Origin of the sequence: Mesorhizobium sp. M0491, from assembly GCF_040321265.1 — a bacterium.
Classification (GTDB): domain Bacteria; phylum Pseudomonadota; class Alphaproteobacteria; order Rhizobiales; family Rhizobiaceae; genus Mesorhizobium.
Window position 1 is genome coordinate 25,962 of the sequence record NZ_JAMYRE010000018.1, and the last position, 26,039, is coordinate 52,000.

General features: G+C 63.3%; 18 protein-coding genes. 10 read left to right on the plus strand and 8 right to left on the minus strand.

The features are described 5' to 3' along the window. The 3 genes from NKI69_RS22685 to NKI69_RS22695 all read right to left on the minus strand — a co-directional run bounded on the left by NKI69_RS22685 (nt 1) and on the right by NKI69_RS22695 (nt 4,345). Complete coding sequence (locus tag NKI69_RS22685; protein ID WP_352722557.1) at nt 1-1,269, minus strand: class I SAM-dependent methyltransferase; 1,269 nt, start codon at nt 1,267-1,269, stop codon at nt 1-3. A gap of 384 nt (nt 1,270-1,653) precedes the next feature. Continuing rightward, nucleotides 1,654-3,129, minus strand: a complete 1,476-nt coding sequence (locus NKI69_RS22690) for a TadE/TadG family type IV pilus assembly protein (RefSeq protein ID WP_352722558.1) — start codon at nt 3,127-3,129, stop codon at nt 1,654-1,656. Between the two features lie 346 nt (nt 3,130-3,475). Further along, nucleotides 3,476-4,345, minus strand: a complete 870-nt coding sequence (locus NKI69_RS22695) for a transglutaminase-like domain-containing protein (protein WP_023811738.1) — start codon at nt 4,343-4,345, stop codon at nt 3,476-3,478. A gap of 168 nt (nt 4,346-4,513) precedes the next feature. Between NKI69_RS22695 and NKI69_RS22700 the strand changes: the two genes are divergently transcribed. Next, nucleotides 4,514-5,179, plus strand: coding sequence for an HAD-IA family hydrolase (locus tag NKI69_RS22700; RefSeq protein ID WP_352722559.1), 666 nt, complete (start codon nt 4,514-4,516; stop codon nt 5,177-5,179). Between the two features lie 8 nt (nt 5,180-5,187). On the opposite strand, the gene NKI69_RS22705 is transcribed toward NKI69_RS22700, so the two are convergent. Continuing rightward, complete coding sequence (locus NKI69_RS22705) at nt 5,188-5,409, minus strand: DUF1674 domain-containing protein (RefSeq protein ID WP_352722560.1); 222 nt, start codon at nt 5,407-5,409, stop codon at nt 5,188-5,190. A 137-nt stretch (nt 5,410-5,546) separates the two neighbouring features. Between NKI69_RS22705 and htpX the strand changes: the two genes are divergently transcribed. The 4 genes from htpX to purH all read left to right on the plus strand — a co-directional run bounded on the left by htpX (nt 5,547) and on the right by purH (nt 11,790). Beyond that, on the plus strand, nt 5,547-6,566 hold the full coding sequence (htpX, locus tag NKI69_RS22710; protein ID WP_352722561.1) for a zinc metalloprotease HtpX: 1,020 nt from the start codon (nt 5,547-5,549) through the stop codon (nt 6,564-6,566). After that, nucleotides 6,557-7,951: an RsmB/NOP family class I SAM-dependent RNA methyltransferase gene (locus NKI69_RS22715; RefSeq protein WP_352722562.1), complete on the plus strand. Its 1,395-nt coding sequence runs from the start codon at nt 6,557-6,559 to the stop codon at nt 7,949-7,951. Before htpX ends, NKI69_RS22715 begins: the two co-directional genes overlap by 10 nt. A 147-nt stretch (nt 7,952-8,098) precedes the next feature. Beyond that, nucleotides 8,099-9,823, plus strand: coding sequence for a heparinase II/III family protein (locus tag NKI69_RS22720; protein ID WP_352722563.1), 1,725 nt, complete (start codon nt 8,099-8,101; stop codon nt 9,821-9,823). Nucleotides 9,824-10,173: 350 nt separating this feature from the next. Beyond that, nucleotides 10,174-11,790 (plus strand): bifunctional phosphoribosylaminoimidazolecarboxamide formyltransferase/IMP cyclohydrolase, encoded by a 1,617-nt coding sequence (gene purH / locus NKI69_RS22725; RefSeq protein ID WP_352722564.1) that lies wholly within the window; start codon nt 10,174-10,176, stop codon nt 11,788-11,790. 254 nt (nt 11,791-12,044) lie between these two features. On the opposite strand, the gene NKI69_RS22730 is transcribed toward purH, so the two are convergent. Then, nucleotides 12,045-13,421 carry an MFS transporter gene (locus tag NKI69_RS22730; protein WP_023811732.1) on the minus strand — a complete coding sequence of 459 codons (1,377 nt, stop codon included), beginning with the start codon at nt 13,419-13,421 and terminating at the stop codon, nt 12,045-12,047. 353 nt (nt 13,422-13,774) lie between these two features. Between NKI69_RS22730 and NKI69_RS22735 the strand changes: the two genes are divergently transcribed. After that, complete coding sequence (locus tag NKI69_RS22735) at nt 13,775-15,919, plus strand: TonB-dependent siderophore receptor (RefSeq protein WP_352441033.1); 2,145 nt, start codon at nt 13,775-13,777, stop codon at nt 15,917-15,919. A gap of 84 nt (nt 15,920-16,003) precedes the next feature. Here the strand turns inward: NKI69_RS22735 and NKI69_RS22740 are convergent, their stop codons facing one another. Further along, complete coding sequence (locus NKI69_RS22740) at nt 16,004-20,794, minus strand: NAD-glutamate dehydrogenase (RefSeq protein WP_352722565.1); 4,791 nt, start codon at nt 20,792-20,794, stop codon at nt 16,004-16,006. A gap of 135 nt (nt 20,795-20,929) precedes the next feature. On the opposite strand from NKI69_RS22740, the gene NKI69_RS22745 reads away from it, so the two are divergent. Then, nucleotides 20,930-21,493, plus strand: coding sequence for a peroxidase-related enzyme (locus NKI69_RS22745; protein ID WP_352441035.1), 564 nt, complete (start codon nt 20,930-20,932; stop codon nt 21,491-21,493). Between the two features lie 136 nt (nt 21,494-21,629). Beyond that, complete coding sequence (locus NKI69_RS22750) at nt 21,630-21,953, plus strand: YciI family protein (RefSeq protein ID WP_023811729.1); 324 nt, start codon at nt 21,630-21,632, stop codon at nt 21,951-21,953. Nucleotides 21,954-21,957: 4 nt separating this feature from the next. Here the strand turns inward: NKI69_RS22750 and NKI69_RS22755 are convergent, their stop codons facing one another. After that, nucleotides 21,958-22,572 (minus strand): LysE family translocator, encoded by a 615-nt coding sequence (locus NKI69_RS22755; RefSeq protein ID WP_128304079.1) that lies wholly within the window; start codon nt 22,570-22,572, stop codon nt 21,958-21,960. Between the two features lie 394 nt (nt 22,573-22,966). On the opposite strand from NKI69_RS22755, the gene NKI69_RS22760 reads away from it, so the two are divergent. Then, entirely contained in the window at nt 22,967-23,593 is a 627-nt protein-coding gene (locus tag NKI69_RS22760) for a DUF1062 domain-containing protein (protein WP_128304080.1), read from the plus strand. Nucleotides 23,594-23,655: 62 nt separating this feature from the next. Here the strand turns inward: NKI69_RS22760 and typA are convergent, their stop codons facing one another. Beyond that, the gene (typA, locus tag NKI69_RS22765) at nt 23,656-25,485 is read right to left on the minus strand and encodes a translational GTPase TypA (protein ID WP_128304081.1); all 1,830 of its coding nucleotides are present in this window, start codon (nt 25,483-25,485) and stop codon (nt 23,656-23,658) included. Between the two features lie 197 nt (nt 25,486-25,682). On the opposite strand from typA, the gene NKI69_RS22770 reads away from it, so the two are divergent. After that, nucleotides 25,683-25,964 carry a hypothetical protein gene (locus tag NKI69_RS22770; RefSeq protein WP_245486184.1) on the plus strand — a complete coding sequence of 94 codons (282 nt, stop codon included), beginning with the start codon at nt 25,683-25,685 and terminating at the stop codon, nt 25,962-25,964. Nucleotides 25,965-26,039 lie beyond the last annotated feature (75 nt).

Consider the following 26,039-nt stretch of genomic DNA (forward strand, 5'->3'; position numbering starts at 1 on the left):
CTATCGATACAGATCCGCCCGCGTCGGCGGCAGGCCGCTTGGACCACGCGCGCGCTTGGTGACGACGGTCTGGAAAATCTGTGCCGAGGCGCGTTCGAAGGTGATCGAACAGCCGGTCAGGTAGAGCAGCCATAGCCGTGCCCTGGCTTCGCCCACCTCGGCGATTGCCTCGTCGAACCTTTCGTGCAGCCGCTCCGCCCACAGGCGACAGGTGCAGGCGTAATGCTCGCGCAGATTCTCCACGTCGTAGACCAGGAAGCCGTGCGCCTCGAGATTGCCTGTTGTCATGCCGATCGTGTCGAGCTCGCCACCGGGGAAAATGTATTTGAGCAGCGCCTTGTACTCCGGCCCCTTGCGCAGGGTCTTCTTCATGTCGCCCTTGCTGCGCCGGGTGATGGCGTGGTGCAGATAGATGCCGCCGGGCTTCAGCAGACGATGAATGGTCTTGAAGTAAGTGGCGTGGTTGGCGAGCCCGAGATGCTCGAACATGCCGATCGACGAGATCTTGTCGAAGCTGCCTGTAAGCTCCGCATAGGATTTGATCTCGATGGTGATGCGGTCCTCCAGCCCCTCGGCGCGGATGCGCTCACGGGCCAGCTCGGTCTGGGCCTGCGACAGCGAGACACCGTGGCCGATGATGCCATAGTTCTTCGCAGCATGGATGAGCATCGCTCCCCAGCCACAGCCGATGTCGAGCAGCCGTTCGCCAGGCTTCAGCCGGAGCTTGCGGCAGATATGGTCGAGCTTGTCGATCTGCGCTTGATCGATGCTGTTGGCGAAATCCTTGAAGTAGCCGCAACTGTAGACCATGCGCTCGTCAAGGAAGAGCCGGTAGAAGGCGTTCGAAATGTCATAGTGATGCTGGATCGCCTCCTGGCTCGAACCGCTGACATAGGGATTGCGCCCCGAAAGATCGGTCCGCGCCGTCATCTGCTTGCGCGCCAAAAGCACGGAAGGCAGGTCACGCAGGATCGCCATTTTCGGCAGCGACTTGAGCTTGGTTCTGAGCTTGCCTTGCGACGGCAGGGCGTAAAAGTCGAAGATCGTCCCATCTTCGATGTCGATCGTCTTGGAAATCCACATCTCGATCAGCGTCGACAGGGACGGTCGCTTCACGATCTGCCAGACGATGTCCTGGTCGTTGATGGTGAGCACCGGACCAATGGCGGGGCCGATCCGCTCCCCGGTCCACAGCTTGACGGCAAAGCCCGGTTTCAGCGTCTCGACAACCGTCCGCACGATCCGCGCCGCTCTCTCGGCTGCCTCCATGCATCCCTCCCACAGGGGCCGACCCGGATTGCCGCTCGGCTCTATGCCATGATCTTGCCTGCCCGGCCGACAGCCCGCAACCCAGTGTCGTGCCAAAAGCACCTTCCCACTTTTTCAAACCTGCGCCTTGTCTTTTGCTGCAACGCACCCCATCATGAGTATGTGTTCAACAAATCGAAAGGAGGTGATCCGATGTCGAGTGATTTCGTTTTCCAGAACGTGGCCTCAGCGGATTGCACTTTCGGGAAGCAGTCTTCCCGTTAAGGCGCGAAATGCGCGGCGGGTGACCTCATAGGTCATCGCCATAGGGCCGCGCCACGGACGGAAACACGGAAGGCCGCCGGCTTCGAAAGAAGCGGCGGCCTTTTCCGTTTGCGGACTAGACTACTGGGTCAATGCGACCTTTTCGGTGTTGCGGATGATTTCCTGAAAGGCGTCGTCCAATTCGGCTCCGGTGGACACGTCGAAGAAATGCCTCTTGGCGGCGGAGGCGTCCTTCGATGAACAGTCCTTCAGCACCGCCTTTGCCTGGTCCCGCTCGGTTGCCGACATGTCCTTGTTGTTCAGATCGAAGCCGATGGTGAAAATCTCGATGCCGTCATTTTTCATGTTGCCGCACAGCGTTCCGGCGTTGCCGCGCGCAAGGTTGCCCTGGCTGTTGTAGCTGTCCCCAGCACCGGCGAAGGCGGTATTGAATTGGCCATCGGTCATCAGGATCGCGACCTTGGCGATCTTCTTCGGATCGGCGTCCGAGGCGCCTTTGCCGAGACCGGCATTTCTGATCGCAGTGCGCCATTGCGGCGACAGCATATAGTAGGTCCACTGAATGGCGATCGCGCCGGCCGTGTAGCCATCGGCCTGGAAGTCCTCGATCGATTCAAGCAATGCATCGGAATCGGCGGTCAGCGGGATCACTTCCGCATCAGGGCACCTGTTCATGTCCCCGCCGAGATGATCGTCCCGATTGACCAGGGCATAATATTTCTTGCCTTCCTTGTCGGTGCGAACCGTGTCTGGGCCGTCGGCGCTCATATCCGCGTTGCCGTTCTTGTCCTTGCGCTCCGTGGCGCAGTTGTCGGGATGTGGCATCGCCGCGCCGACGATGGAGATGTACTCGCTGAAGGAGGGCAGCAGATTTTTGCCCGTCTTGGCGACGAGAAGCGGACTGCCGGCGACGGGTGGCAGTTCAGAGCTCCCTTGCTTCTCGGCATAGACGTTTTCCGCCAGCTTGCCGGCGTTCACACCTGATGCGTAAGGCACAATCGCGACGCGGATGCGGGGGTTCTTCGGATCCTGGTTCTGCAGCATCGTCCGGACGGCGTTTTTTGCAGCAGCTTTCAGATCGCCGATTTTGTCGACCTTGCCGCGCTTCCTCATCGACCCGGTCACATCGAGCATCATCGCCACTTCGATGGTCTTGTCCGAATAGAGCGCCGTCGTGGAGGCGGCGACGCGTTTCATGTCGCCCGTGCCAAAAATCGGGAAATACAGCCCGACATCGACATGGGCGTCGGCCTGGACCGTCTTGGCGGTCTTGTTGACAGTCAGCTTGTCGAGCACGATCTGGTCGGCCTGCAAGATGCCTGCCTGACTGTTGGCGTCGAGAAAAGCCTGCACCGATGTGTTGGCATCGGCTTCGTTGGTGGCGCCGGTCGTCAGGTCGCGTGCCGTCGACGTGACCGCGGCGTCGACCACGCTCTGGAGGCTCGATCTGGCATTGTAGAGCTGCGAGACGTTGACCGAGAAGCCGACAGCCAGCGCCAAGACCGAGGCGCTGAGGCCGAACAGGACTGCGAAATTTCCACCGCGATCTCTGGCGAAGCCGCCGACCGCGTGAACAAGACCCCCGTAATTCCGCATCCTACAGCCTCCGCTTGCCTCGGCCTCGTCGCCGCAGACAGGGCAATGCAGGATTCCAGCCGGATGACGCCCTAGCTGGGCGGAGAGCTGGCTTTCCAGTAGCAAGTCACTGTTTTTGTTAAACTTTGGAACCAACAAAGGTGAACGGCTGGTAAACGGGAACGCACCATGGCGCTGGCGTTTACCAGCCGCTTACCATGATCTGGCCCGAGGCACCGCGACGCCGTCGACGGCGTCCTGTTGCGGCACAAGCTCACTGTGCCGAAGCGGACCATGTGTCCCGAAAGTTGCGGCCCGGAGAAACCTCCTGACCACCCTGGAGCAGTTGCATCGGTAGGCCTCGCGACTACGCCAGCATCTGTGCGCTGACGGTCCTGTCGATGCCGTGGTAGGGCGGGTTGAACAGATTGCCTTCCTGTTCGTAGGTCCACACCTTGAACAGGCTGAGCCGGTGGGGGCCGAAACTGTGCAGCAGCGGCACGTCGGTGGCGTCGCGGCCGCGGGCGATGACGATACGGCCGGTTCTCGGCGTGTTGTGGCGAGGATCGAACGTGTACCATTTGCCGTCGAGGAACACTTCCAGCCACGCCGAGAAGTCCATCGGCGCCGGATCGGCTGGCACGCCGATATCGCCGAGATAGCCGTTCACGTAGCGTGCCGGAATGTTCATGCAGCGGCAAAGCGTGATCGCCAGATGGGCGAAGTCACGGCAGACCCCGACGCGCTCCTCATGCGCCTGCGCCGCGGTGCGGGTCGAGCGCGCATAGCCATAGCCGAACGACAGCCGGTTGTGGACATAATCGACGATCGCCTGCACGCGCGCCCAGCCGGACGGGATGTCGCCGAAGAGCTCCCAGGCCAGGCTGCTCAGATGATCCGTCTCGCAATAGCGGCTGCCCAGGAGATAACCGAGAACTTCGTCGGGCAGGTCCGCCACCGGCACTTCCCTGGCCAGCGTGTTGACCTCGTCCGTCTCGCCGCTGTCCTCGACGACCGCGTCATACAGGATGCGAAAACCACCGGCGGGTGCTGTGAAGCGCCGGCAGGCATTGCCATGCAGGTCATGGTACAGCCTTGTCGGCACCGCGGGCGAGGTCAGCACCCGCGTCTGCCGCTTGATGTCGGCCTGCCTGTCCCGATGGATCTCGAGCACTGAAATCACCGGCGTGGCGGCTACGCATTCGATGGCGATTTCGTAGCCGAGCCGGATCAGCATCGTTGGTCCCCCTTCGATCGTTGTTGTGAGAAGCAGTCCTTCCCAAACGCCCGGAGGATACCGCGGTTCCCTGGGCCGATCGAAAAGCCCACCCCGTGTCTTCCCCTGCCGCGGTCGAGGGGTTAGGTTCGGCAACCCCACCAGCGCTCCCCGAACTCAAGGAAAATCATGTATTCAGGCAGAAACTTCGCGGCCTTCCTCTTCGACATGGACGGCACGCTCATCAATTCCATCGCCTCGGCGGAACGGGTGTGGAGCGATTGGGCACGCCGCCAGGGCCTCGACGTCGCCGCCTTCCTGCCGACGATCCATGGCGTGCGCGCGATCGAGACCATCACCGGCCTGGCGCTGCCGGGCGTCGATCCGGGACACGAGGCTGATCTGCTGCTGAAGGCCGAGGCGGCCGATCTCGATGGCATTCTCCAGATCGCCGGCGCCGTGGCATTTCTCGATTCGCTGCCGCCCGAACGCTGGGCGATCGTAACCTCCGCCCCACGTGAGCTGGCGCTGTTGCGCATGAAGGCCGCCGGCATCCCCGTGCCGGGCGTCATCGTCGCGGCGGAAGATGTCTCCCGCGGCAAGCCGGCGCCCGATTGCTTCCGGCTTGGCGCGGAACGACTCGGCGTCGACGCGCGCGATTGCCTCGTCTTCGAGGATGCTCCAGCTGGCATCGCGGCAGCCGAAGCGGCGGGCGCGGCGGTCATGGTCATCAGCGCCACGCACAAGCACCCCTTGCCAACGCAACATGCCGCGATCGCAGGCTACGACATGGTCGGCATCACGGTCGACGAGCGTGGCTGGATCGCGCTCGAGCCGCAGCGCAACGCTGCGTAGGGAGGCATCTAGAAGTCGCTGGTCAGGCCCTTTACTTCCCAGTCGCCGTAGCGCCCTGGCTCCTTGCCGCCGCGGCCGCCGATCTCCTTCGGCAGCGCGACCTCCTTTGCGCGGTAGTCTTCCCGCCGCGCTGCGGCCTCGGCCAACGCACGGCGTGCGGCCGGCGCTAGCTCTCTTTGCGATGCCGCTTCGGCAGGAGCGGCGCCTGTTTTACTGATTTCGTCGGTCATGCGATAATCTCGGTAGATTGAGTCCAGTCAGCAGATTGAGTCCAGTCAATTGAAACAGGAACTGGCGTTTCCCATCATATAGCCATGAACCCACGACGATCGACCCCTTTTCGCTATCCCCCGGACAGGAGCAGACGATGAACACCATCCGCACCGCCATGCTTCTTGCCGCGATGACCGCGCTGTTCATGGGCGTCGGCTTTTTGATCGGCGGAACCGGCGGCATGATGATCGCGCTGCTGATCGCCGCCGGCACCAACCTGTTCAGCTACTGGAATGCCGACAAGATGGTGCTGTCGATGAACCGTGCCGTCGAGGTCGATGAAAGGAACGCGCCCGAATATTACGCCATCGTCCAGGCAATGGCCAAACAGGCCGGCCTGCCGATGCCGAAGACCTATCTGATCGACAACCCGCAGCCGAACGCCTTTGCCACCGGCCGCAATCCGCAGAATGCGGCGGTGGCTGCCTCCACCGGCCTGTTGCAGGCGCTGACGCCTGAAGAGGTCGCGGCGGTCATGGCGCACGAGCTCGCCCATGTGCAGCATCGCGACACGCTCACCATGACGATCGTCGCCACCTTTGCCGGTGCCATCTCGATGCTCGGCAATTTTGCCTTCTTTTTCAGCGGCAACCGCGACAACAACCCGTTCGGCTTTGTCGGCGTGCTGGTTGCGATGATCGTGGCTCCGTTTGCAGCGATGGTCGTGCAGATGGCGGTCAGCCGGACCCGCGAATACGAGGCCGACCGGCGTGGCGCCGAAATCTGTGGACACCCGCTCTGGCTGGCATCGGCGCTTGACAAGATCGCCCGCGGCGCCGAACGCATCCGCAACCCCGATGCCGAGCGAAATCCCGCGACCGCGCATCTCTTCATCATCAATCCTCTTCACGGCGAGCGCATGGACAGCCTGTTCTCCACCCACCCCGCCACTGAGAACCGCATCGCAGCCTTGCAGGCGATGGCGCGCGACATGGCCGGCAGCGAAACCCGGGCTGCACCGCGCCAGGCCCCAACGTCACGCCAGGCGGACGAACCGCGGCCATCCGGCCCATGGGATCAGGCAGCGCGGCCCGAGCAGCCGGCGGAGGCCGCCAAGCCCAAATCCAACCCGTGGGGTCGCAATCCGACCGGGCCCAAGGGCCGATGGTCGTGAGCGTGGCGGACAGAGGACCACGACGCACAGTTTCAGGTGATCAGGAACACAGGGACGGCGGCGACTTCGTTGCCGGCCTCGCCGCCCGCAAGGCGGCGGCGCGCCTGCTTGCCGCCGTCATCGACGCCAGGACGCCGCTTGATGGGCTGACCGATCACGAAAACGGCCACCCGCAATACAAGGCGCTCGACTTGCGCGATCGCGGCCTGGTCCGCGCCATCCTGGTCACCGCGCTGCGCTATCGCATGACCATATCAGGGCTGCTGGCGCGGCGCCTGGAAAAACCGCTGCCGCCCAATGCCACCGCTTTGTCGCACATATTGCATGTGGCAGCGGCACAGATCCTGTTCCTCGATATTCCCGACAGCGCCGCCGTCGACATTGCGGTGACCCATGCCAAGTCCGATCCGCGCACGGTGCGTTTCTCCGGCCTCGTCAATGGCGTGCTGCGCACACTGGCACGGGCCAAGGAAACGGAACTGCCTGCCGCCCTTGCCGCCACCTACGAAGCGCCCAAATGGTTTTCCGACCGGCTGAAGACCACCTACGGCAACGAGAAGGCCAGACAGATCCTCGAAGCGCATCGCGTTGAGGCGCCGGTCGACTTCTCGGTCAAGGCCGATCCCGGACTCTGGGCTGAAAAACTCGGCGGCATCGTCCTGCAGACAGGCACGGTGCGGGTCGAGAATCTTGTCGGTCCTGTCACTGAATTGCCCGGCTTTGCCGAGGGCGCCTGGTGGGTCCAGGACGCCGCGGCCAGCCTGCCCGCCCGGCTGTTCGGCGATGTCACGGGATTGCGGGTTGCCGATCTCTGCGCCGCGCCCGGCGGCAAGACCGCGCAGCTGATCGTTGCCGGCGCGAAGGTCACCGCTGTCGACACGTCAAAAAACCGGCTCGTGCGGCTGACGCAGAATCTCGACCGTCTCGGCCTGTCTGCCGAAATCGTCCAGGCCGACCTGCTCAAATATGAGCCGGAAGAACTCTTCGACGCGATCCTCCTCGACGCGCCCTGCTCGTCGACCGGCACGGTGCGGCGGCACCCCGACGTGCCATGGACCAAGACTTCGGCCGATGTCGAAAAACTGGCCGACCTGCAACGCAGGCTGCTCGCCCGCGCCGTCACGCTGGTGAAGCCCGGCGGCACGATCGTCTTTTCCAACTGTTCGCTCGATCCGCTCGAAGGCGAGGATCTCTATCGCGTCTTTCTGGCCGGCACGCCTGAAATCACCAACGATCCGTTGCAGCAAGGCGAGATCGCCGGCATCGATCCATTCCTGACGCCGCAAGGCACGCTGCGCACCACGCCCGCCGACCTGGAGCTCGGCGCGCCGGAACGCTCGGGCCTCGATGGTTTCTTCGCCGCTCGCATGCGGCGAGCCGGCTAGGGATTGAACTGCCCGGATTACTGACTTTTTTGGGTAGGATCGGGGGCAAAACCAGGTGAACCGGCGTGGGCTCGTGGAATTCGCCTTCGCACGAATCGTGCAATCATGTAGACTCGGCGCCGGGGTAGAGGACGATCAGGAGGGGTTTTGGCACTTGCTGCCAGCAGCACGACGCGTCTATGGACGCTTGTCGCGAAGGAGTTCTGGCGCAAAATGCGCCGGCGCCTGCGCGCCGGGCCTGTCTATCGCTGGCGCTATTCCGGCCGCACGCCGGAACGTGTGCTGATCGCACCGCCGGACCTGCGCCTCGCCGACCCGCAGATCGCACTCGAGATCTATTACGGCCGCTATCCCCTGTCGGGGCACGTGGTCGAGACCGGCGGCAAGTCGCCTTTCCAGATCCACGTGCCCAATCACGGCTGGCAGAAGACGCTGCACGGCTTTCGCTGGCTGCGCCATATGCGCGCCGCCGGCACCGAGCTTGCCGCCGCCAATGCCCGCGCCCTGGTCTCCGACTGGATCACCATGCATGGCAGCCATATCTCCGGCATCGCCTGGGAGCCGGGCACGACGGCCAAGCGCATCATCGCCTGGTTGCAGCACTCCTCGGTCGTATTGCAGGGCGCCGAGTTCCCTTTCTACCGCGCCTTCCTGAAATCGGTTGCCATCCAGATCCGCTACCTCAGGTCGATGGCGCGCGAAATGCCCGACGGCAAGGACAGGCTGCGGGCCCGCATCGCGCTCGCCTTCGCTGCCTTGTCCCTGCCGGCACCGGCATCGGCCCTGCGGGGCGCGACCCGCAATCTTGCCGAGGAACTCGACCGCCAGATCCTCGCAGATGGCGGGCACATTTCGCGCAATCCGATGGTCGTCCTGGAAATCCTCGCCGACCTTCTGCCGCTGCGCCAGACTTATGCCAACCAGGCGGAAACGCCGCCGCAGGCGCTGATCGGCGCCATCGACCGCATGCTGCCGGCGCTGCGCTTCTTCCGCCATCAGGATGGCAGCCTCGCCCGCTTCAACGGCATGGGCGCCACCATCCACGACCGCATCGCCACCATTCTGCGCCACGACGACACCGCTGGCGCGCCGCTGCTGCATGCGCCGCATTCCGGCTATGAGCGCCTGTCGATGGGCGGCACCACGGTCATCGCCGACACCGGCCCGCCGCCGCCGATCGATGTGTCCAACGCCGCACACGCCAGCTGCCTCGCCTTCGAACTGTCGTCCGGCCGCCAGCACTACATCGTCAATGCCGGCATTGACACCTATGGCGCGGCTGAATTCCGGCCGCTGGCGCGCGCCACCGCCGCGCACTCGACCGCCACCATCAACGACACCTCGTCGGCGCGCTTCAGCCATTCGTTGCGCGTCAACGACCTGCTCGGTTCGCCGCTGATCGGCGGCCCGCAGCATGTGCAGTGCAAGCGCACCGACCAGAAGGGCGTTCAGGGCTTCATCGCCCGCCATGACGGCTATGTCCCGCGCTTCGGCTTCCTGCATGAGCGCGAGCTGAAACTGTCGTCGAACGGCAATGTGCTGGCTGGCCGCGACCGCTTCCAGCGCCCCGGCAATACGGCGATCCGCAACAATGGGCGCGACTTCGTCACCGTCCGCTTCCACGTTCATCCCGACGTCAACCTTTTGCAGGACGAGCATGACCGCCTGGTGCTGGCCGCCGATCAGGCCGACACCTGGGTGTTCACAGCAGCCGAAGTGGTGCCGGAGGTCGAGGAATCGATCTATTTCGCCGGCCTTGGCGGCCCGCGCCGCAGCCGCCAGATCGTGCTTGCCTTCAAGGCTTCGGAAATCGCCGAAGTCCACTGGCAGCTGACCCGCACCAGCATCGCCGGCCACCCGGAAAACAACTGATCCTCCTGACAGGGCTTCAAACTCAGGTTAACAAAAGGCCTGACGACAACCAGCTCGGGGCATCGGCAGCTTTTGTGCCGGCAGCTTTCCCAAGATAGGAATTTTTTCTTGACTCCGTGCCCTCAGCTATGGTACATTTTTGCCTATGGTGCCGGTTTGCGCCAGTGGCCCGCCGCATAGGCGGGTTTTTTCGTTGGTGCTCCGTCAGCCAACGCGCCTGCGAAGTCTCCGAAGAAACCCGTTAACACGGATTCGTTGCCTTGCTCCACCTGACCGCCGGTTTGATTTCCGGGCGGCATGTGCTACGGGCGCGGGCATCCACCACACCAGTCGTGAAAGGCCGCCAGCCCATGGCCGTCGCCGCCAAGAACATTCCCGCACCAGACCTTGTTCCCGTGCGTCGCGCCCTGCTCTCCGTTTTCGACAAGACGGGCCTCATCGATTTCGCCAAAGCGCTGGCAGCGGCCGGTGTCGAACTGGTCTCGACCGGCGGCACGGCAAAAGCGATCACCGAGGCGGGCCTGGCGGTGCGCGACGTCTCCGAGCTCACCGGTTTCCCCGAGATCATGGACGGCCGCGTCAAGACCTTGCATCCCGGCGTGCATGGCGCGCTGCTTGGCGTGCGCGACGATCCGGAGCATTCCGCGGCAATGCGCAAATACGGCATCGAGCCGATCGATCTCGTCGTCTCCAATCTCTATCCGTTCGAGGAGGTCCGCCGCTCCGGCGCCGATTACGCGTCGATCGTCGAAAACATCGACATTGGCGGCCCGGCGATGATCCGCGCCTCGGCCAAGAACCACGCCTATGTCGCCATCGTCACCGATCCCGGCGATTACGCTTCGGTGCTGAATGCGCTGGAGATGAACATCGGCTCGCTGTCGCTGGATTTCCGCAAGAAGCTGGCGGCCAAGGCCTTTGCCCGCACCGCCAGCTATGACGCGGCGATCTCCGGCTGGTTCGCCGAGGCGCTCGAGATCGAACATCCGACATGGCGCGCCTTTGGCGGCAGGCTGGTCGAGGTGATGCGCTATGGCGAGAACCCGCATCAGAGCGCCGGCTTCTACGTCGACGGCGACAAGCGCCCGGGCGTCGCCACGGCGCGCCAGCTGCAGGGCAAGCAGCTATCCTACAACAACATCAACGACACCGACGCCGCTTTCGAATTGGTCGGCGAGTTCGACCCCGACCTTTCCGCCGTCGTCGCCATCATCAAGCACGCCAATCCGTGCGGCGTTGCCGAAGGCGCCTCGCTGAAAGCCGCCTACGCCAAGGCGCTGGCCTGCGACCCGGTCTCGGCCTTCGGCGGCATCATCGCCGTCAACCGCACCCTCGACGCCGAGGCGGCGGAAGAGATCGTAAAAACCTTCACCGAGGTGATTATCGCGCCCGGCGCCACCGATGAGGCAGCGGCCATCGTGGCGGGGAAGAAGAATTTGCGCCTGCTGGTCACCGGTGGGCTGCCGGACCCGCGCACGCCGGGCACGACGGTCAAATCCGTCGCCGGCGGCCTGCTCATCCAGGGCCGGGACAACGCCGTCGTCGACGACCTCGAACTGAAAGTGGTGACCACACGGGCACCGACGCCGGCCGAAATGGCCGACCTGAAATTCGCCTTCCGCATCGCCAAGCACGTCAAGTCCAACGCCATCGTCTACGTCAGGGACGGCGCCACCGTCGGCATTGGCGCCGGCCAGATGAGCCGGGTCGATTCCTCACGCATCGCCGCCCGCAAGGCACTCGACGCCGCCGAGGCCGCCGGCCTCGCCGAACCGCTGACCAAGGGCTCGGTGGTCGCCTCCGACGCCTTCTTCCCCTTCGCCGATGGCTTGCTGTCGGCAATCGCCGCCGGCGCCACCGCCGTCATCCAGCCGGGTGGCTCGATGAACGACAAGGACGTCATTGCCGCCGCCGACGAGCACGGCATCGCTATGGTGTTTACGGGCGTCAGGCATTTCCGCCATTAGCTGCTTTTACCCTCCCCTTTGTGGGGGTGAGAAGCGGTTCGCGCAGCGAACGAAAAGCCAATTGCTTGGCTTTTCGAGCTTCGAACGCCCTGAGCCTGCGAAGGGCTCGGGGCTGAATTCTGAATGACCAGTCGCCGGGCCGGGTCCCCGCTGCTTCGCAGCGTCCCGGCGTTCACCGGCCTTTCATCGTGCCACTGGCACGATGAATTCGCTTCGCGAACCGGCTGCTCACCCCCACAAGGGGGAGGGTAAAGTCAATCCACCGGCCGGTCCGCCGGATAGGGCGTCTTGACCAGGATCGCCATGCCGATGCCCAGGAACAGCACGATCACCGCCATGCCGAGCCGCGCCGAGCCGCTGGCCAGGGTGACCGACGCGACCATGAACGGCGCCAGGAAACTGGTCGCCCGCCCGGCCAGCGCATAAATGCCGAAATAGCGGCCGGATTCTGCCGCCGTGACGCTGCGCGCCATATAGGATCGCGACGACGCCTGCACCGGCCCGAAAGCCACGCCGATCAACAGGCCGAAGAAGATGTAGGCTTTTTCCGCTGCCGTGCCGAACAGGCCGCCGCTGTCCGGTCCAGGCATCATCCAGAGGCCGAACAACGTATAGCCCGGCCCGGTCGAGACGATGCCGATCGTGGCGATGCTGAGCAGGACCAGCGAGATCATGACGATGGTTTTTGAGCCAAGCGCCGTGTCGAGACGGGCTGCGACCAGGCAGCCGAAGATGGCGACGACGTTGAGAATGATGCCGAAAATACCGATCTCGGTGATCGACCAGTGGAACATCGCAGCGGCGAAAGTGCCGCCCAACGCCAGCAGCGCGTTGACGCCGTCCTGATAGATCATGCGGGCGACCAGGAAGCGGAAGATACCGCTGCGCTTGCGCACCTCGCCCAATGTCACTTTCAGCTCCGCCAACCCCTCTCGGACAGCCGGACCGATCGGCAGGCCCTTGATGGCGTCGGGGGTGAAAAAGAACATCGGCAGGATGAACAGGAAGTACCAGCCGGCTGACAAAGGCCCGGTTGCGCGCGCGTCCTCGCCGAGCTTCGGGTCGAGCCCGAACAGCGGGTCGATGCCGATGATCGTCTTGCCGGTCTCCGGCGAACCGGCCAGGCAAGCGACGACGAAGATCAGCGCGATCATGCCGCCGAGATAGCCAAGGCCCCAGGCCATGTTGGAGATCCTGCCGATCTCGCTCTTCGGCACCAGGCGCGGCATCATCGAATCGTTGAACACGGTCGAAAACTCCGCCGCCACCGACGCCAGCGAAAAGAACAGCACGACCAGGAAAAGGTTCGAACCGGGGGCCGCGAACCAAAGCATGCAAAGGCAGGTGACCTTGACCGCGGCAAAGAATGCGATCCAAGGCTTGCGCGGTCCGGTCTGGTCGGCGATCGAGCCGAGGATGGGCGACAGCACTGCAATGACAAGGCCGGCCGCGGCAATGCCGTAGCCCCAGGCCGCTTGCCCGGTTTCCGGATCGCTCGCCATCCGCGACACGAAATAAGGCCCGAAGATGAAGGTGGTGACGACGGTGAAGAACGGCTGCGCCGCCCAGTCGAACAACATCCATCCCCAGATGCCGCGCCCGGACGCACGCTGCACTGTCTCTACCGTCATGATGATCCCCCGGCACCGGTTCCGTGTCGGGCGCCATGTCTGCATGTTTCATGCGCTCATGCAATGAACGAAGCTTGGTGCCGTCCCTTGCCCCTGCCGGGGGTTCATTGTTCGAAAACCCAGCAATTGGCTTTCGTCCGCGGCGCGGGCCAAGCCCTTATTTTTTCTCGTGGGGGAAGTCGGACCGAAGGTCCGGCACCGCCCTCCACCCCCTGCTTCGCAGCGATTGCCGCCGGCGCGAATTTCTTGATTATTAAGTTGACTCCTTTTGTCCGGTTTGACTAATTGCGCTCGCGCAGGGCCGGAAAGTCACCGGTCGAACGGCTCGATATTGGTCTGACAGGGAATAAGAAATGACGATTGGTCGACAGGCATTGTTGCGCACTCAGGCAAGGCGATTGATTGCGAGCAGTGCCTTGATAGCGGCATCCTTTGGAGCGATGGGGGCCGGCCGGGCCCAGGAGGTTTCGCCGGACGATGCAACCCAACTGGAAACGATCGTCGTCACCGGCAAGTCGGACCGCGTTGTCGGGCCCGATCAAACGATCGTCGCCGAGGATACGGCGACCGGCACCAAGACCGATACGCCCATCGTCGACGTTCCCGCCTCGGTTTCAGTTGTAACCCAGAAGGAACTGGAGGCACGCCATGTCGAAAGCCTCCAGCAGGCCGTGGCCTACACATCCAGCGTCCTCACCGACGAGTTCGGCAACGATGACCGATACGACTATATTCGTATCCGCGGTTTCGACCAGACATCGCTCGGTACTTATCGCGATGGCCTCACGGCGCGCATCCCCGCTTGGTTCACGGCCAGCCGTCTCGAGCCTTACGGACTTCAGCGCGTGGAGGTCCTGAAGGGATCGACATCAACGCTTTTTGGTCTCAACGGCCCTGGCGGACTGGTCAATGCCATCACCAAGCGGCCGCTGGACCAGAAGCAGGGGGAGATTTACACGTCCTATGGCGACGGTACCAAGGAGGTTGGCGTTGATTTTGGCGGACCGATCGACCCCGATGGCGTGTGGACCTATCGGCTCACCGGGCTGGCCAAGGATGGCGATCAAGGATGGGACTATTCCAACGACGATCGGCTTTACATCGCGCCCGCGTTGACCATCAAGCCCGAGGAAGGAACGTCGCTCACCATCCTGACTGACTATTACAAGCGAGACGGGACAGGAGCACGCGGCACCCCGGCTGGCGGCAATATCGACGTCGGCACATTCCTGGGCGAGCCGGATTTCAACCGCTTCAACACGGAGCAGGTCGATATCGGCTACCAGTTCGAGCACGAGTTCAACGAGAACCTCACCTTTCGCTCCAATGCCCGCTACACGCATTTGAGCCTCGACTACGCCGAGGTCTACGGCGCGTCGCTTGACCCCACGGCGGATCGCACGGCATTTTCCGTCGATGGCGTGTCCAACCGCTATGCCTTCGACAATCAGTTGCAATACGATACGGGCTGGCACGGGATCGACAGCAAGACGCTTGTCGGCGTCGACTACGCCAATGACAACACCCGCGAAAACATCCTCTTCGGTACCGCCGGTCCCATCGACATCAACAATCCGACCTATTGCGGTCTGTCCTGCATCAATCTCGGCCCCTACGTGAACTGGCGGGTCAAGCAACAGGCGGTCGGTGTCTATGCCCAGGAGCAATTGACGTTTGACGACCGCTGGATCGTCACCCTGGGCGGGCGCTGGGACCGCGTGCATACGACGGCGGACTATCTCGACTCGGGAACGCAGGACGACGACACGGCATCCGCCTTCACCAAGCGCGCCGGCCTGACCTACAAATTCACCCCGAATCTCGCGGTCTACGCCAACTATTCGGAAAGCTTCCAGCCGCTCGTGGCGCCAAGCGCCAACGGATATGCGGTCTCGGGTTCGCTGAAGCCTCAAGAGGGCAAGCAGTATGAGGCAGGCATCAAGTACAAGCCCGACGGCTTCGACGGCCTGTTCACGGCCGCGGTCTTCGACCTTACCCAAACCAATGTTCCAACCTATGTCACGCCTGTTGTCCAGCAGCAGATCGGCAAGGTCGGCGTCCGCGGCATCGAACTCGAGGGCAAGGCTGCCATCGCGGAAAACCTGAACCTGACGCTTGCCTATTCCTACTGGGATGCCGAGATCCTGGAAGACGGCATTGGCGGTAATGCCGGCAATCGGCCGCAGCGTGTTCCTCGCCACCTGGCGTCGGCCTGGGTTGATTATACGCTTCCCGAGGAAGGACGGCGTGGCGACCTGACCATCGGCGGTGGCGTGCGCTATATCGGGCAAACCTACGGGGATGACGCGAACACGACTTCGATTGGCGGCTACGCACTGGTGGATGCGGCGATCAGCTACAAGATGACCAAGGACGTGACGTTGGCCCTGAACGCAACGAACCTGTTCGACCGGAAGTATTTGACAACCAGCTATTACGGAACCGAATTTTACGGCGACCGGCTGAAAATCGTCGGCACGCTCAAACATTCCTGGTGAGCTTTTTGAACGCAGGTTTCGAAGCGGATGGCATTCGAAAAGAGCCACACGCATCCGGTGATGCGTGTGGTGATCGTCGGCGGTTCACATCCCCGTCAGATCGCTCATCAGCCCCGACGCCACCGACAGCCGCGACACGGTGATGTCGCCGCCCTCGGTCAGTGCCTGCAGCCGCTCGCGGATGCGCGCCACCCGCTCGCCGCCGGCGTCCAGCCAGGCAACCACCGGATCGGCCGTCTTGGCGTGGCCGGTGAGTGCCGCCACCGCGATGCCGCGCCGTGCCGCGCCGATCGTGTCGGTGGCGCGCGACAGCGCCAGTTGATCATAGTAGTCCGAAGGCGTGATCGAGCGTGCGGCGTCCTCGACACGCGGGATGCGGAAGGCATCGCTGACGGCGAAGAACGCCTTGGCCGCGGCGACGATATCGGCGCCGGCGGTGCGCGCCGTCAGCGCGATGTCGGGGATAAGTTCCGCCACCTCGCTGAGCGCCAGTTGCCCGGCCAGCCCTTCCGGCGCGCCGCTCTTGAACAGCCCGTGCCGCTTCTCCTCGATGCGCTCGCGCGAGAAAGCCGGCAGCAGCGAAACGAGCTTGGGTTCCAGCGCCTTGCGTGCTTCCTGCAGCGCGGCGATGCGCTGGCCAAGCGGTGCCGTGCCGGCATCGTTCTTCAGATACCAGCCGCTGGTCACATAGATCAGCCGGCTGACCATCTGATAGAGATCGAGCTGCACCTGGCCATCGATCTGGTTGTCGAGCGCATCGATCTCGCGATAGAGCGCCGGCAGCGCAAAACCGTCGCGCACCAAGGCGAAGGTCCGCACCACGTCGGCGGCGGTGCGCCCCGTGGCCTCCTGCAGCCGGTTGACGAAGGATGGGCCGCCGCGATTGACCAGATCGTTGGCGACAACGCGCGTGATGATCTCGCGGCGCAGCCGGTGGCCATGGATCTCAGTGGCGTATTTCTTCGCCATCCGGTCCGGGAAGTAGCCCATCAGGTCGCGATCGAAATGCGCGTCATCAGGCACGTCGCTGGCGACGATGTCGGAAAACAGCACGATCTTGGCATAGGCGAGCAGCACGCCAAGTTCGGCCCTGGTCAGCGGTTCGCCACGCGCCTCGCGCTCGGCAAGCGATGCCGGTGACGGCAGCGTCTCCACAGTGCGGTCAAGCAGGCCGCGCGCCTCCAGCGCCGTCATGAACCGGCTTTGATGCGCGATGTCGGCGAGGCCGCGTTTGCGGGCGATCGAAAGAGCCAGTGTCTGCTGGTAGTTGTTGGACAGCACCAGCGAGCCGACCTCCTCGGTCATCTCCGCCAGCAGCTTGTTGCGTGCCGGGCGCGTCAACGACCCCTTGCGCATGGCGGACGCAAGCGCGATCTTGATGTTGACCTCGACGTCGGAACAGTTGACGCCGCCCGAATTGTCGATGGCGTCGGAATTGCAGCGGCCGCCATTTAGGCCGAACTCGATGCGCGCCCGCTGCGTGACGCCGAGATTGGCGCCCTCGCCGATCACCTTGGCGCGCACGTCGAGCGCGGTGATGCGAATGGCATCGTTGGCGCGGTCGCCGACTTCGGCATTGGTTTCGGTCGATGCCCGCAAATACGTGCCGATGCCGCCGAACCACAGGAGATCGACAGGGGCCTTGAGGATGGCGGTCATGATCTCGACCGGCGTGGCGGTGGTCTTGGCCAGGCCGATCGCCGCCGCCGCCGCCGCCGGCAAGGTGATCGATTTCTGGTTGCGCGAGACGATGATGCCGCCTTCCGACAGTTTCGTCTTGTCATAGTCCTGCCAGCTCGAACGCGGCAGCGCGAACATGCGCTCGCGCTCGGCGATCGAGGCTGCCATGTCAGGATCGGGGTCGATGAAGATATCGCGATGGTCGAAGGCGGCGATCAGCCGGGTTTTCGGCGACAAAAGCATGCCGTTGCCGAACACGTCGCCCGACATGTCGCCGACACCGACGACGGTGAAGGACGAGGTCTGGATATCGCGGTTGATCTCGCGGAAATGCCGCTTGACCGCTTCCCAGGCGCCCTTGGCGGTGATGCCCATCTTCTTGTGGTCGTAGCCGGCCGAGCCGCCGCTGGCGAAGGCGTCGTCGAGCCAGAAGCCGTGCTTCTCCGAGATCGCGTTGGCGGTGTCGGAGAAAGTCGCCGTGCCCTTGTCGGCGGCAACCACGAAATACGGATCGTCCGGGTCGCGTCTGATGACGCCGGCCGGCGGGATGACACCGTCGAGACCGATATTGTCGGTGATCGACAGCAGGCTGGAGACGAAGTTCTTGTAGGCCGAGGTGCCGGCCTCGAAGATGGCGTCACGGCCGGCGCTCATCGGCAGCTTCTTCGGATAGAAGCCGCCCTTGGCGCCGACCGGCACGATGACGGCATTCTTGACCTGCTGCGCCTTGACCAGGCCAAGCACCTCGGTGCGGTAGTCCTGGGCGCGGTCCGACCAGCGCAGACCGCCGCGCGCCACCGGGCCGAAGCGCAGATGCAGGCCCTCGACCTCGGAACCGTAGACGAAGATCTCCCGCCACGGTCGCGGCGCCGGCAAGCCCTCGACCGCGTGCGAATCGAGCTTGATCGCCAGCGACTGGCCTTTCTCTTTCGTATCGGCAACGAAATGATTGGTGCGCAACGAGGCTTCGATCAGATTGAGGTAGCGCCGGATGATGGTGTCGTCGTCGATGTTGGGAACGTCTTCCAGCGCATCCTTGATCTTGGCCTTGAGATGCTTTGCCGCCACCACGCCTTCGGTCTCGGCTGTCGGGCCAAGCCGGGCGATGAACAGCGCATGCAGGCCCCGCGCTATGTCGGGATAGCGATTGAGCGCGGCGGCGATGAAATCCTGGCTTTGCGGAATACCGACCTGCTGCAGATAGCGGCCATAGGCGCGCAGGATGGTGATCTCGCCAGACCACAGGCCGGCGGTCTGGGCGAGGCCATTATAGCCGTCATTGTCGACGTCGCCGCGCCAGACGGAGAGGAATGCGTCCTCGAACAGCGCGCCGCCATCGGTCAGGTCGATCGGCTTGCCGTAGCTGTTCTCCAGTTCCATGTCATGAATGAAGACTAAGCTGGACTGGTCATCGCCAACTTCGAAAGTGCGCTCGCTGATGACGCGGAAGCCGATGTTTTCCAGCACCGGCACCCGGCGCGACAGCGCCACGGGACTGCCGTGGTGATAGATCTTCAGCGCCGCCTGGTGCGGCTTCTGCTCGGCGTGGCGATAATAGTCGATGGCGATCGGATTGCCGGCGCTGATCCTGGCGATACGCCCGGCGTCGGCCAGCGCCACCGCCGCGCTGAACGAATCGCGATAGCTTTCAGGCAGCCGCGCGGCGATCGCCTTCAAAGCCTGGTCGCCGCCACTGGCCTCGGCCGCATCGGAAAGGGCGTCCTCCCAGGTACGCACGATGTCGCGGATCGCCGCCTCAATCGTCGCTTGTTCGACCTTCGGCGTCTTGCCGCCGGAGCGGCCGATGATGAAGTGCACGCGCGCCAGCCCGCCCTCGGGGAAGGCCGGGTAATAGGCCGACAGCCGGCCTTCGAATACGGTCTTCAGATAGGAGCCGATCTTCTCGCGCACGACGCTGTCGTAACGGTCGCGCGGCACGAAGACGAGGATCGAGACGAAGCGGTCGAACTGGTCGGCGCGCACCAGCGCCCGCACCCGCGGCCGCTCGACCAGGCCGAGAATGGCGGCGGCGTGCTTGCGCAGGATCGGCACCGGCACCTGGAACAATTCGTCGCGCGGATAGCTTTCCAGAACATTGATCAGCGCCTTGCCGGAGTGATCGTGCCGGTCGAAGCCGGACTTGGCGATGATGGTTTCGGCCTTGGACCTGAGATACGGGATCTTCATCACCGAGCGCGTGTAGGCGGTCGAGGTGAACAGGCCGACGATGCGCAATTCGCCCGCGAGTGTGCCCTTGGCGGTGTAGGTCTTGACGCCGATATAGTCGAGATAGATGCGGCGGTGCACGGAAGACTTGGCATTGGCCTTGGTGACGATCAAGGGCTCCGGCCCATGCAGGAAGGCGCGGATCTCCGGCGTCGTCGTCACCGCTTCGGTGCCGCGCCTGAGCACCAGCACGTCGGGGTCGGACAGGATGCCGAGGCCAGGCTTTTCAGCGCGCTCCAGCGTGCCGCTTTCCTCGCCGCCGGTGTATTTGAACTCGCGCATGCCAAGGAAGGTGAAATTGTCGTCGCGCAGCCACTCCAGGAAGGCGAGGGCCTCGGCAACGCTCTTCTTGTCGAGCGGCACGGCCGTATAGCGGAATTCCGAGATCGCCTGATCGAGGCGGGCCAGCATCGGCCTCCAGTCGTGAACGGCGGCATGAACCTGGCCAAGGATCTTGCGCAGCCGCTCGCTCAATCCGCTCGCCTGCTCGGATGTCAGCCGCGGGATGTGGACATGGATGACGCTCAGCCGGTCGTGGCTGCCATCGTCCTTGGCGAAATTGCCGTCGCCGAGGATTTCTTCCACGCCGCCCTTGCCGTGGCGCACCACGATAACCGGATGAGTGACCAGGGTCGGTTCGCCCGATGTCTCGGTGATCTCGCCGAGGATGGAATCGAACAGGAACGGCATGTTGTCGTTGACGACTGTGACAACCGTCATCGGGCGGCCGTCTCGCACAACGCCCGAATCGGCATCGACGGCGACGACGCACTCGCCTTTCCTGTGAGTGGCGACTGCCTGGCCGGCGAGATCGGCGGCACGTTCCAGGTCGGCCACATCGTAGGGAGCAATGTCTTCAGCCGGCGCGCGGGCGAGCAGATAGTCCGCAAGCCTGGCTGGCATTTCCTCCGCTCTAATCGCTGCCGTGGCTTTTTTCTTCGGCTTGCTCGCGGATTTCACGCTGGCCATGACGCAATTCCCTCCCGTCAATGCTTTTACGACTATGGTAGCAGATGACCGCTGTTTGGCGACAAAGGTTTGACGGCTTGCCAAGAATTATCGGAATTTGGCGACAAGATGCCGCGCAACGAGGAGAAATGACCCATGACCGGCAAAATCACCGCGCTTGACCTTGGCCAGGCAGAGCTGAGCGACGCGACAAAAGCCTATTTCGCCAAATGCGAGGAGAAGCTCGGCCTCGTCCCCAACGTGCTCAAGGCCTACGCCTTCGACGACAAGAAGCTGCGCGCTTTCACCGACATGTACAACGATTTGATGCTGGGTGATTCCGGCCTCTCGAAGCTGGAGCGCGAGATGATCGCGGTCGTCGTCTCCTCGATCAATCATTGCTACTATTGCCTGACCGCGCATGGCGCGGCGGTACGTCAGCTGTCCGGCGACCCGGCGCTCGGCGAAATGATGGTGATGAATTCCCGCGCCGCCGATCTTTCGCCCAAGCAGACCGCAATGCTCGAATTCGCCGTCAAGCTGACGGAAGAACCGGCTAAGATCGTCGAGGCCGATCGGGCCACCCTTCGCAAGGCCGGCTTCACCGACCGTGACATCTGGGACATCGCCTCGACATCAGCCTTCTTCAACATGTCGAACCGGGTGGCTGCGGCAATCGATATGCGGCCGAACGACGAATACCACGCCATGGCACGGTGAGGCGCGGCAGCTGGGCCAGGTCGAGCGTTATATTAGCAGTTTCGCATTCTCGTTGCTTGTTTGCCGGTTTGGTCCGATGATCGGCAGGCGGCATGACCGCATGCCGGTTCGATGCCGCTCACCAAGGGAGGAGAACATGGCGAAGTATCTCTACGTCTATCATGGCTCGGGCAAGATGCCGACCGACGAGGCCGAGCGGAAAGCCGCAATGGACGCCTGGAACGGCTGGTACGGCAAGCTCGGCTCGGCCGTGGTCGACGGCGGCAATCCGGTCGGCATGTCGAAGATGGTGCTGCCCGGCGGCAAGGTCGAGAACAATGGCGGCAGCAATCCGACCGCGGGCTACACGATCGTCGAAGCGAAAGACATCGACGAAGCCGTCGCCAAGGCCAAGGATTGCCCGATCCTGATGGATCCGGGTTTCAGCGTCGAAATCGCGCCGATCATTGAAATGATGTGACGGGTTAGGACCGCGCCGCGATCGCGGCCGCCGCGCCGGCCATCGTCGTCGCGCTGACACGGTTGGCGATCTTCATGGCGCGCTTGCTTTTCAAAAGCTTGCGCGCCTGTGATGCAGCGAGCACCCAGGCGAGATCGATGGCGACCAGCACCACGGCCATGGTCGCCGTCAGCTCGACCCAGCCGACAATGCTGACCGAAGCGAGGTCGATGATGGTCGGCAGCAGCGCCAGGTAGAACATCATGATCTTGGGATTGCCGAGCGTCACCGCCATGCCGGCAAAGAACAGCTTTGCCGGAGAATCCTCGCGCGGCATCTCGCCCTCTTTCGCGTCGACAGGGGCGGTCCACATCTTCCAGGCGAGATAAGCGAGATAGGCAACGCCGACCCATTTCACCACGACGAAGGCGAAATGGAAGGTCTGCGCCACGACAGCCAGGCCGAACACCGCCAGCGACAGCCAGATGCCCTCGCCGATCCACATGGCGAGCAGGAACGGGAACACGTCGCGAAATCCTTTCGAGATGACGCGGGCGACAAGCGCCGCGATCGATGGCCCGGGCGAGCCCGCGGCAACGAACAGAGCGGCGGCGAAGATGAGCAGCGAGGTGAGGTGCATAACCGGGTCTCTGGTTGAAAACCTTCGATTTCGGATATTAGCGCAAGTGGCTCGGCTGCGGTAGCACCGACAAAAGACCCTTGTCGGTCCAGCATCTCGCGGCTAGAAAGGCCGCCGCGAAACAATTTCGAGCTTCACTTTGCCTACGTAACCGCCGGTCTCGCCAACTCCCCCGACACAAGCATGACACCGCGTTCGCGGTGTCTGTTTTCGTTTTCCATGTGTTCTTCTGGGCGGCGGTTCGAGACCGGTTTGGCACTGCTGAACCGCGTCGCGCGGCTTTTGCCCGTGACACCCGATTTCCAAAAACCGCAGCTTCTCGCCACGCCGTGCCCGCATGGGCATCTCGACATCGCCGGCCTGATGAACTTCCCGACGGGAAGGGCTTATCGGCATGTCTGGACCACTGCGTATCCATTGGACGATCGCACCCAAAACCCCACCTCGGCCGCTCATCAACTGCAATCGCTGCGGCACTGTGAAGGCCTATTGCAGCAGCGGGAAATTCCGCGTCAACGCCAATGGCAAACGCATCGACGTGTGGCTGATCTATCGCTGCATCGACTGCGACAACTCCTGGAATTTCGGCATTTTCGAGCGCTGCAACCGCCGCGACATCGACCCGGCGCTGCTGGCGGCACTCGAAAGCAACGATCCTGCACTCGCTCATCGTCATGCCTTCGATGTAATCGCGTTGCGCAACCGGATCGGGCGCGTCGAGGAGTTCTCCGATGTCAGCGTTCACAAGCGCAGGCTCGGCGACACCAGGGAAGCCGCGACCGTGTTGGAAATCCAGCTTGGGCTCGAAATGCCGACATCGCTGCGACTCGACCGGCTGCTCGCCGGCGAACTTGGCATCTCGCGATCACGGCTTCAGGCACTGGAGGAGAAGCGGCTGCTCATCGTTGACCCGGATGGAGCAAAGGCCCTGCGCAAGCCGGCCCGCGCGGGAATCGCGATCCGCATCGATCTGGCCGGCGAGACCGATCGGCAGGCCATCATCGCGGCTGCCGGTGAGTGAACGAAGAAGGGGCGGAACACTGGTTGCTCCGCCCCTCTCGATTGTTGGAAAATGTAGAGAGCTTACGCCGCGCCGACCGCCTTGGCCGACTTCTCGAAGCGCTTGCGCTCGTTCGGATCGAGATAGAGCTTGCGCAGACGGATCGTCTTCGGCGTCACCTCGACCAGCTCGTCGTCCTGGATCCAGGCCAGAGCCTTCTCCAGCGTCATGCGGATCGGCGGCGTCAGCTTCACGGCCTCATCCTTGCCGGCGGCGCGGATGTTGGTCAGCTTCTTGCCCTTGAGCACGTTCACTTCGAGATCGTTGTCTCTGGAGTGGATGCCGATGATCATGCCCTGATAGACCTTGACGCCGGGATCGATGACCATCGGACCGCGGTCTTCCAGGTTCCACATGGCGTAGGCCACCGCCTCGCCCTGCTCGTTGGAAATCAGCACGCCATTGGTGCGGCCCGGCAATTCGCCCTTGTAGGGCTCATAGGCATGGAAAAGCCGGTTCATCACGGCGGTGCCGCGCGTGTCGGTCAACAGTTCCGACTGATAGCCGATCAGGCCACGGGTCGGCGCGTGGAAGACGATGCGTTGGCGGTTGCCGCCGGATGGGCGCAGTTCGACCATCTCGGCCTTGCGCTCGGACATCTTCTGCACGACGACGCCGGCATGCTCCTCGTCGACGTCGATGACGACTTCTTCGACCGGCTCGAGCAGGTCGCCATTCTCGGCCTTCTGCATGACGACGCGCGGACGCGACACGGCAATCTCGAAACCCTCGCGGCGCATCGTCTCGATCAGCACGGCCAGTTGCAATTCGCCGCGGCCGGAGACGAAGAACGAATCCTTGTCAGGCGATTCCTCGATCTTCAGCGCGACATTGCCTTCGGCTTCGCGCAGCAGGCGGTCGCGGATGACGCGGCTGGTCACCTTGTCGCCTTCGGTGCCGGCCAGCGGACTGTCGTTGACGAGGAACGACATGGTCACGGTCGGCGGATCTATCGGCTGCGCATGCAGCGGTTCGCTCACGCTCAGGTCGCAGAACGTGTCGGCGACGGTGCCCTTCGACAGGCCGGCAATGGCGACGATGTCGCCCGCCTGCGCTTCTTCGATCGGCTGGCGCTCGAGGCCGCGGAAGGCCAGTATCTTGGAAATACGGCCGGTTTCGATCTGGGTGCCGTCATGGTGCAGCACCTTGACCGGCTGGTTGGCCTTCAGCGTGCCGCTCTCGATGCGGCCGGTGATGATGCGGCCGAGGAACGGATTGGCTTCCAGGATGGTGCCGATCATGCGGAACGGGCCTGGATGAACGGTCGGCTCCGGCACATGCTTGATGACGAGGTCGAACAGCGGCGCCAGTTGCTGGTCCTTCGGTCCTTCCGGATTTTCCGAAACCCAGCCATCGCGGCCTGAACCGTACAGAATCGGGAAGTCGAGTTGCTCGTCGGTGGCGTCGAGCGCGGCGAAAAGATCGAACACCTCGTTGACCACCTCGACATGACGGGCGTCCGGACGGTCGATCTTGTTGATGACGACGATCGGCTTCAGGCCGACCTTGAGCGCCTTGCCGACGACGAACTTGGTTTGCGGCATCGGCCCTTCGGCTGCGTCGACCAGCACGATGGCTGAGTCCACCATCGACAGGATGCGTTCGACCTCACCGCCAAAATCGGCGTGGCCGGGGGTGTCGACGATGTTGATGCGGGTATCCTTCCAGTCGACCGAAGTCGCCTTGGCCAGGATGGTGATGCCGCGTTCCTTTTCGAGGTCGTTGGAATCCATGGCGCGCTCGGCGACGCGCTGATTGTCTCGGAAGGAGCCGGACTGCTTCAAAAGCTGGTCGACCAGGGTGGTCTTTCCATGGTCGACGTGCGCGATGATCGCGATATTACGGATTTTCATGTTCTGGTCTCGGAAGCGTTGCAGGCAGCAGGCCAAAAGGCGCTGCCTCTTTCGGTTGCGCGGCTCATACAGGGTTTTTCGCAGTTGCGAAAGAGGAGGAGCGTCACCAAATACTCATCAAATCTTAAGCATCTGCGTGTGAGATGATTTTGTTAACCAAGGCGGGAACCCTTTGGGGCCCGGGCAGTTCAAACGTCATGACCGATAAACTCAACCGATTCTGGCCGCTCATCGCGTCCGTTGCCTTCGCCGTCCTGCTGGCCGCCAACGCCGCGCAGTCGGCGGCGACGATGAAGGAATCACGGCCTGCCTTGCCGTCGGAGGCACAGTCGGCCGAGCAGATTTTCGCCGACGCACCAGACGGCGTCGACCCGATGGTGACCGGCCCGGTCAGCGCCGCTTTCAAGCAGCGGCAGGACACCGCCAACTGCGACAGCGCCATCTGGCCGAATATCCCCATGGTCTGCTACCCGGACTAGTCGGCGCTTCCCGCCCCGTCTTGCCAGCTTCGCTTTGCGAAGCCGCCGCGCCGACCCTCCCCACAAGGGGGAGGA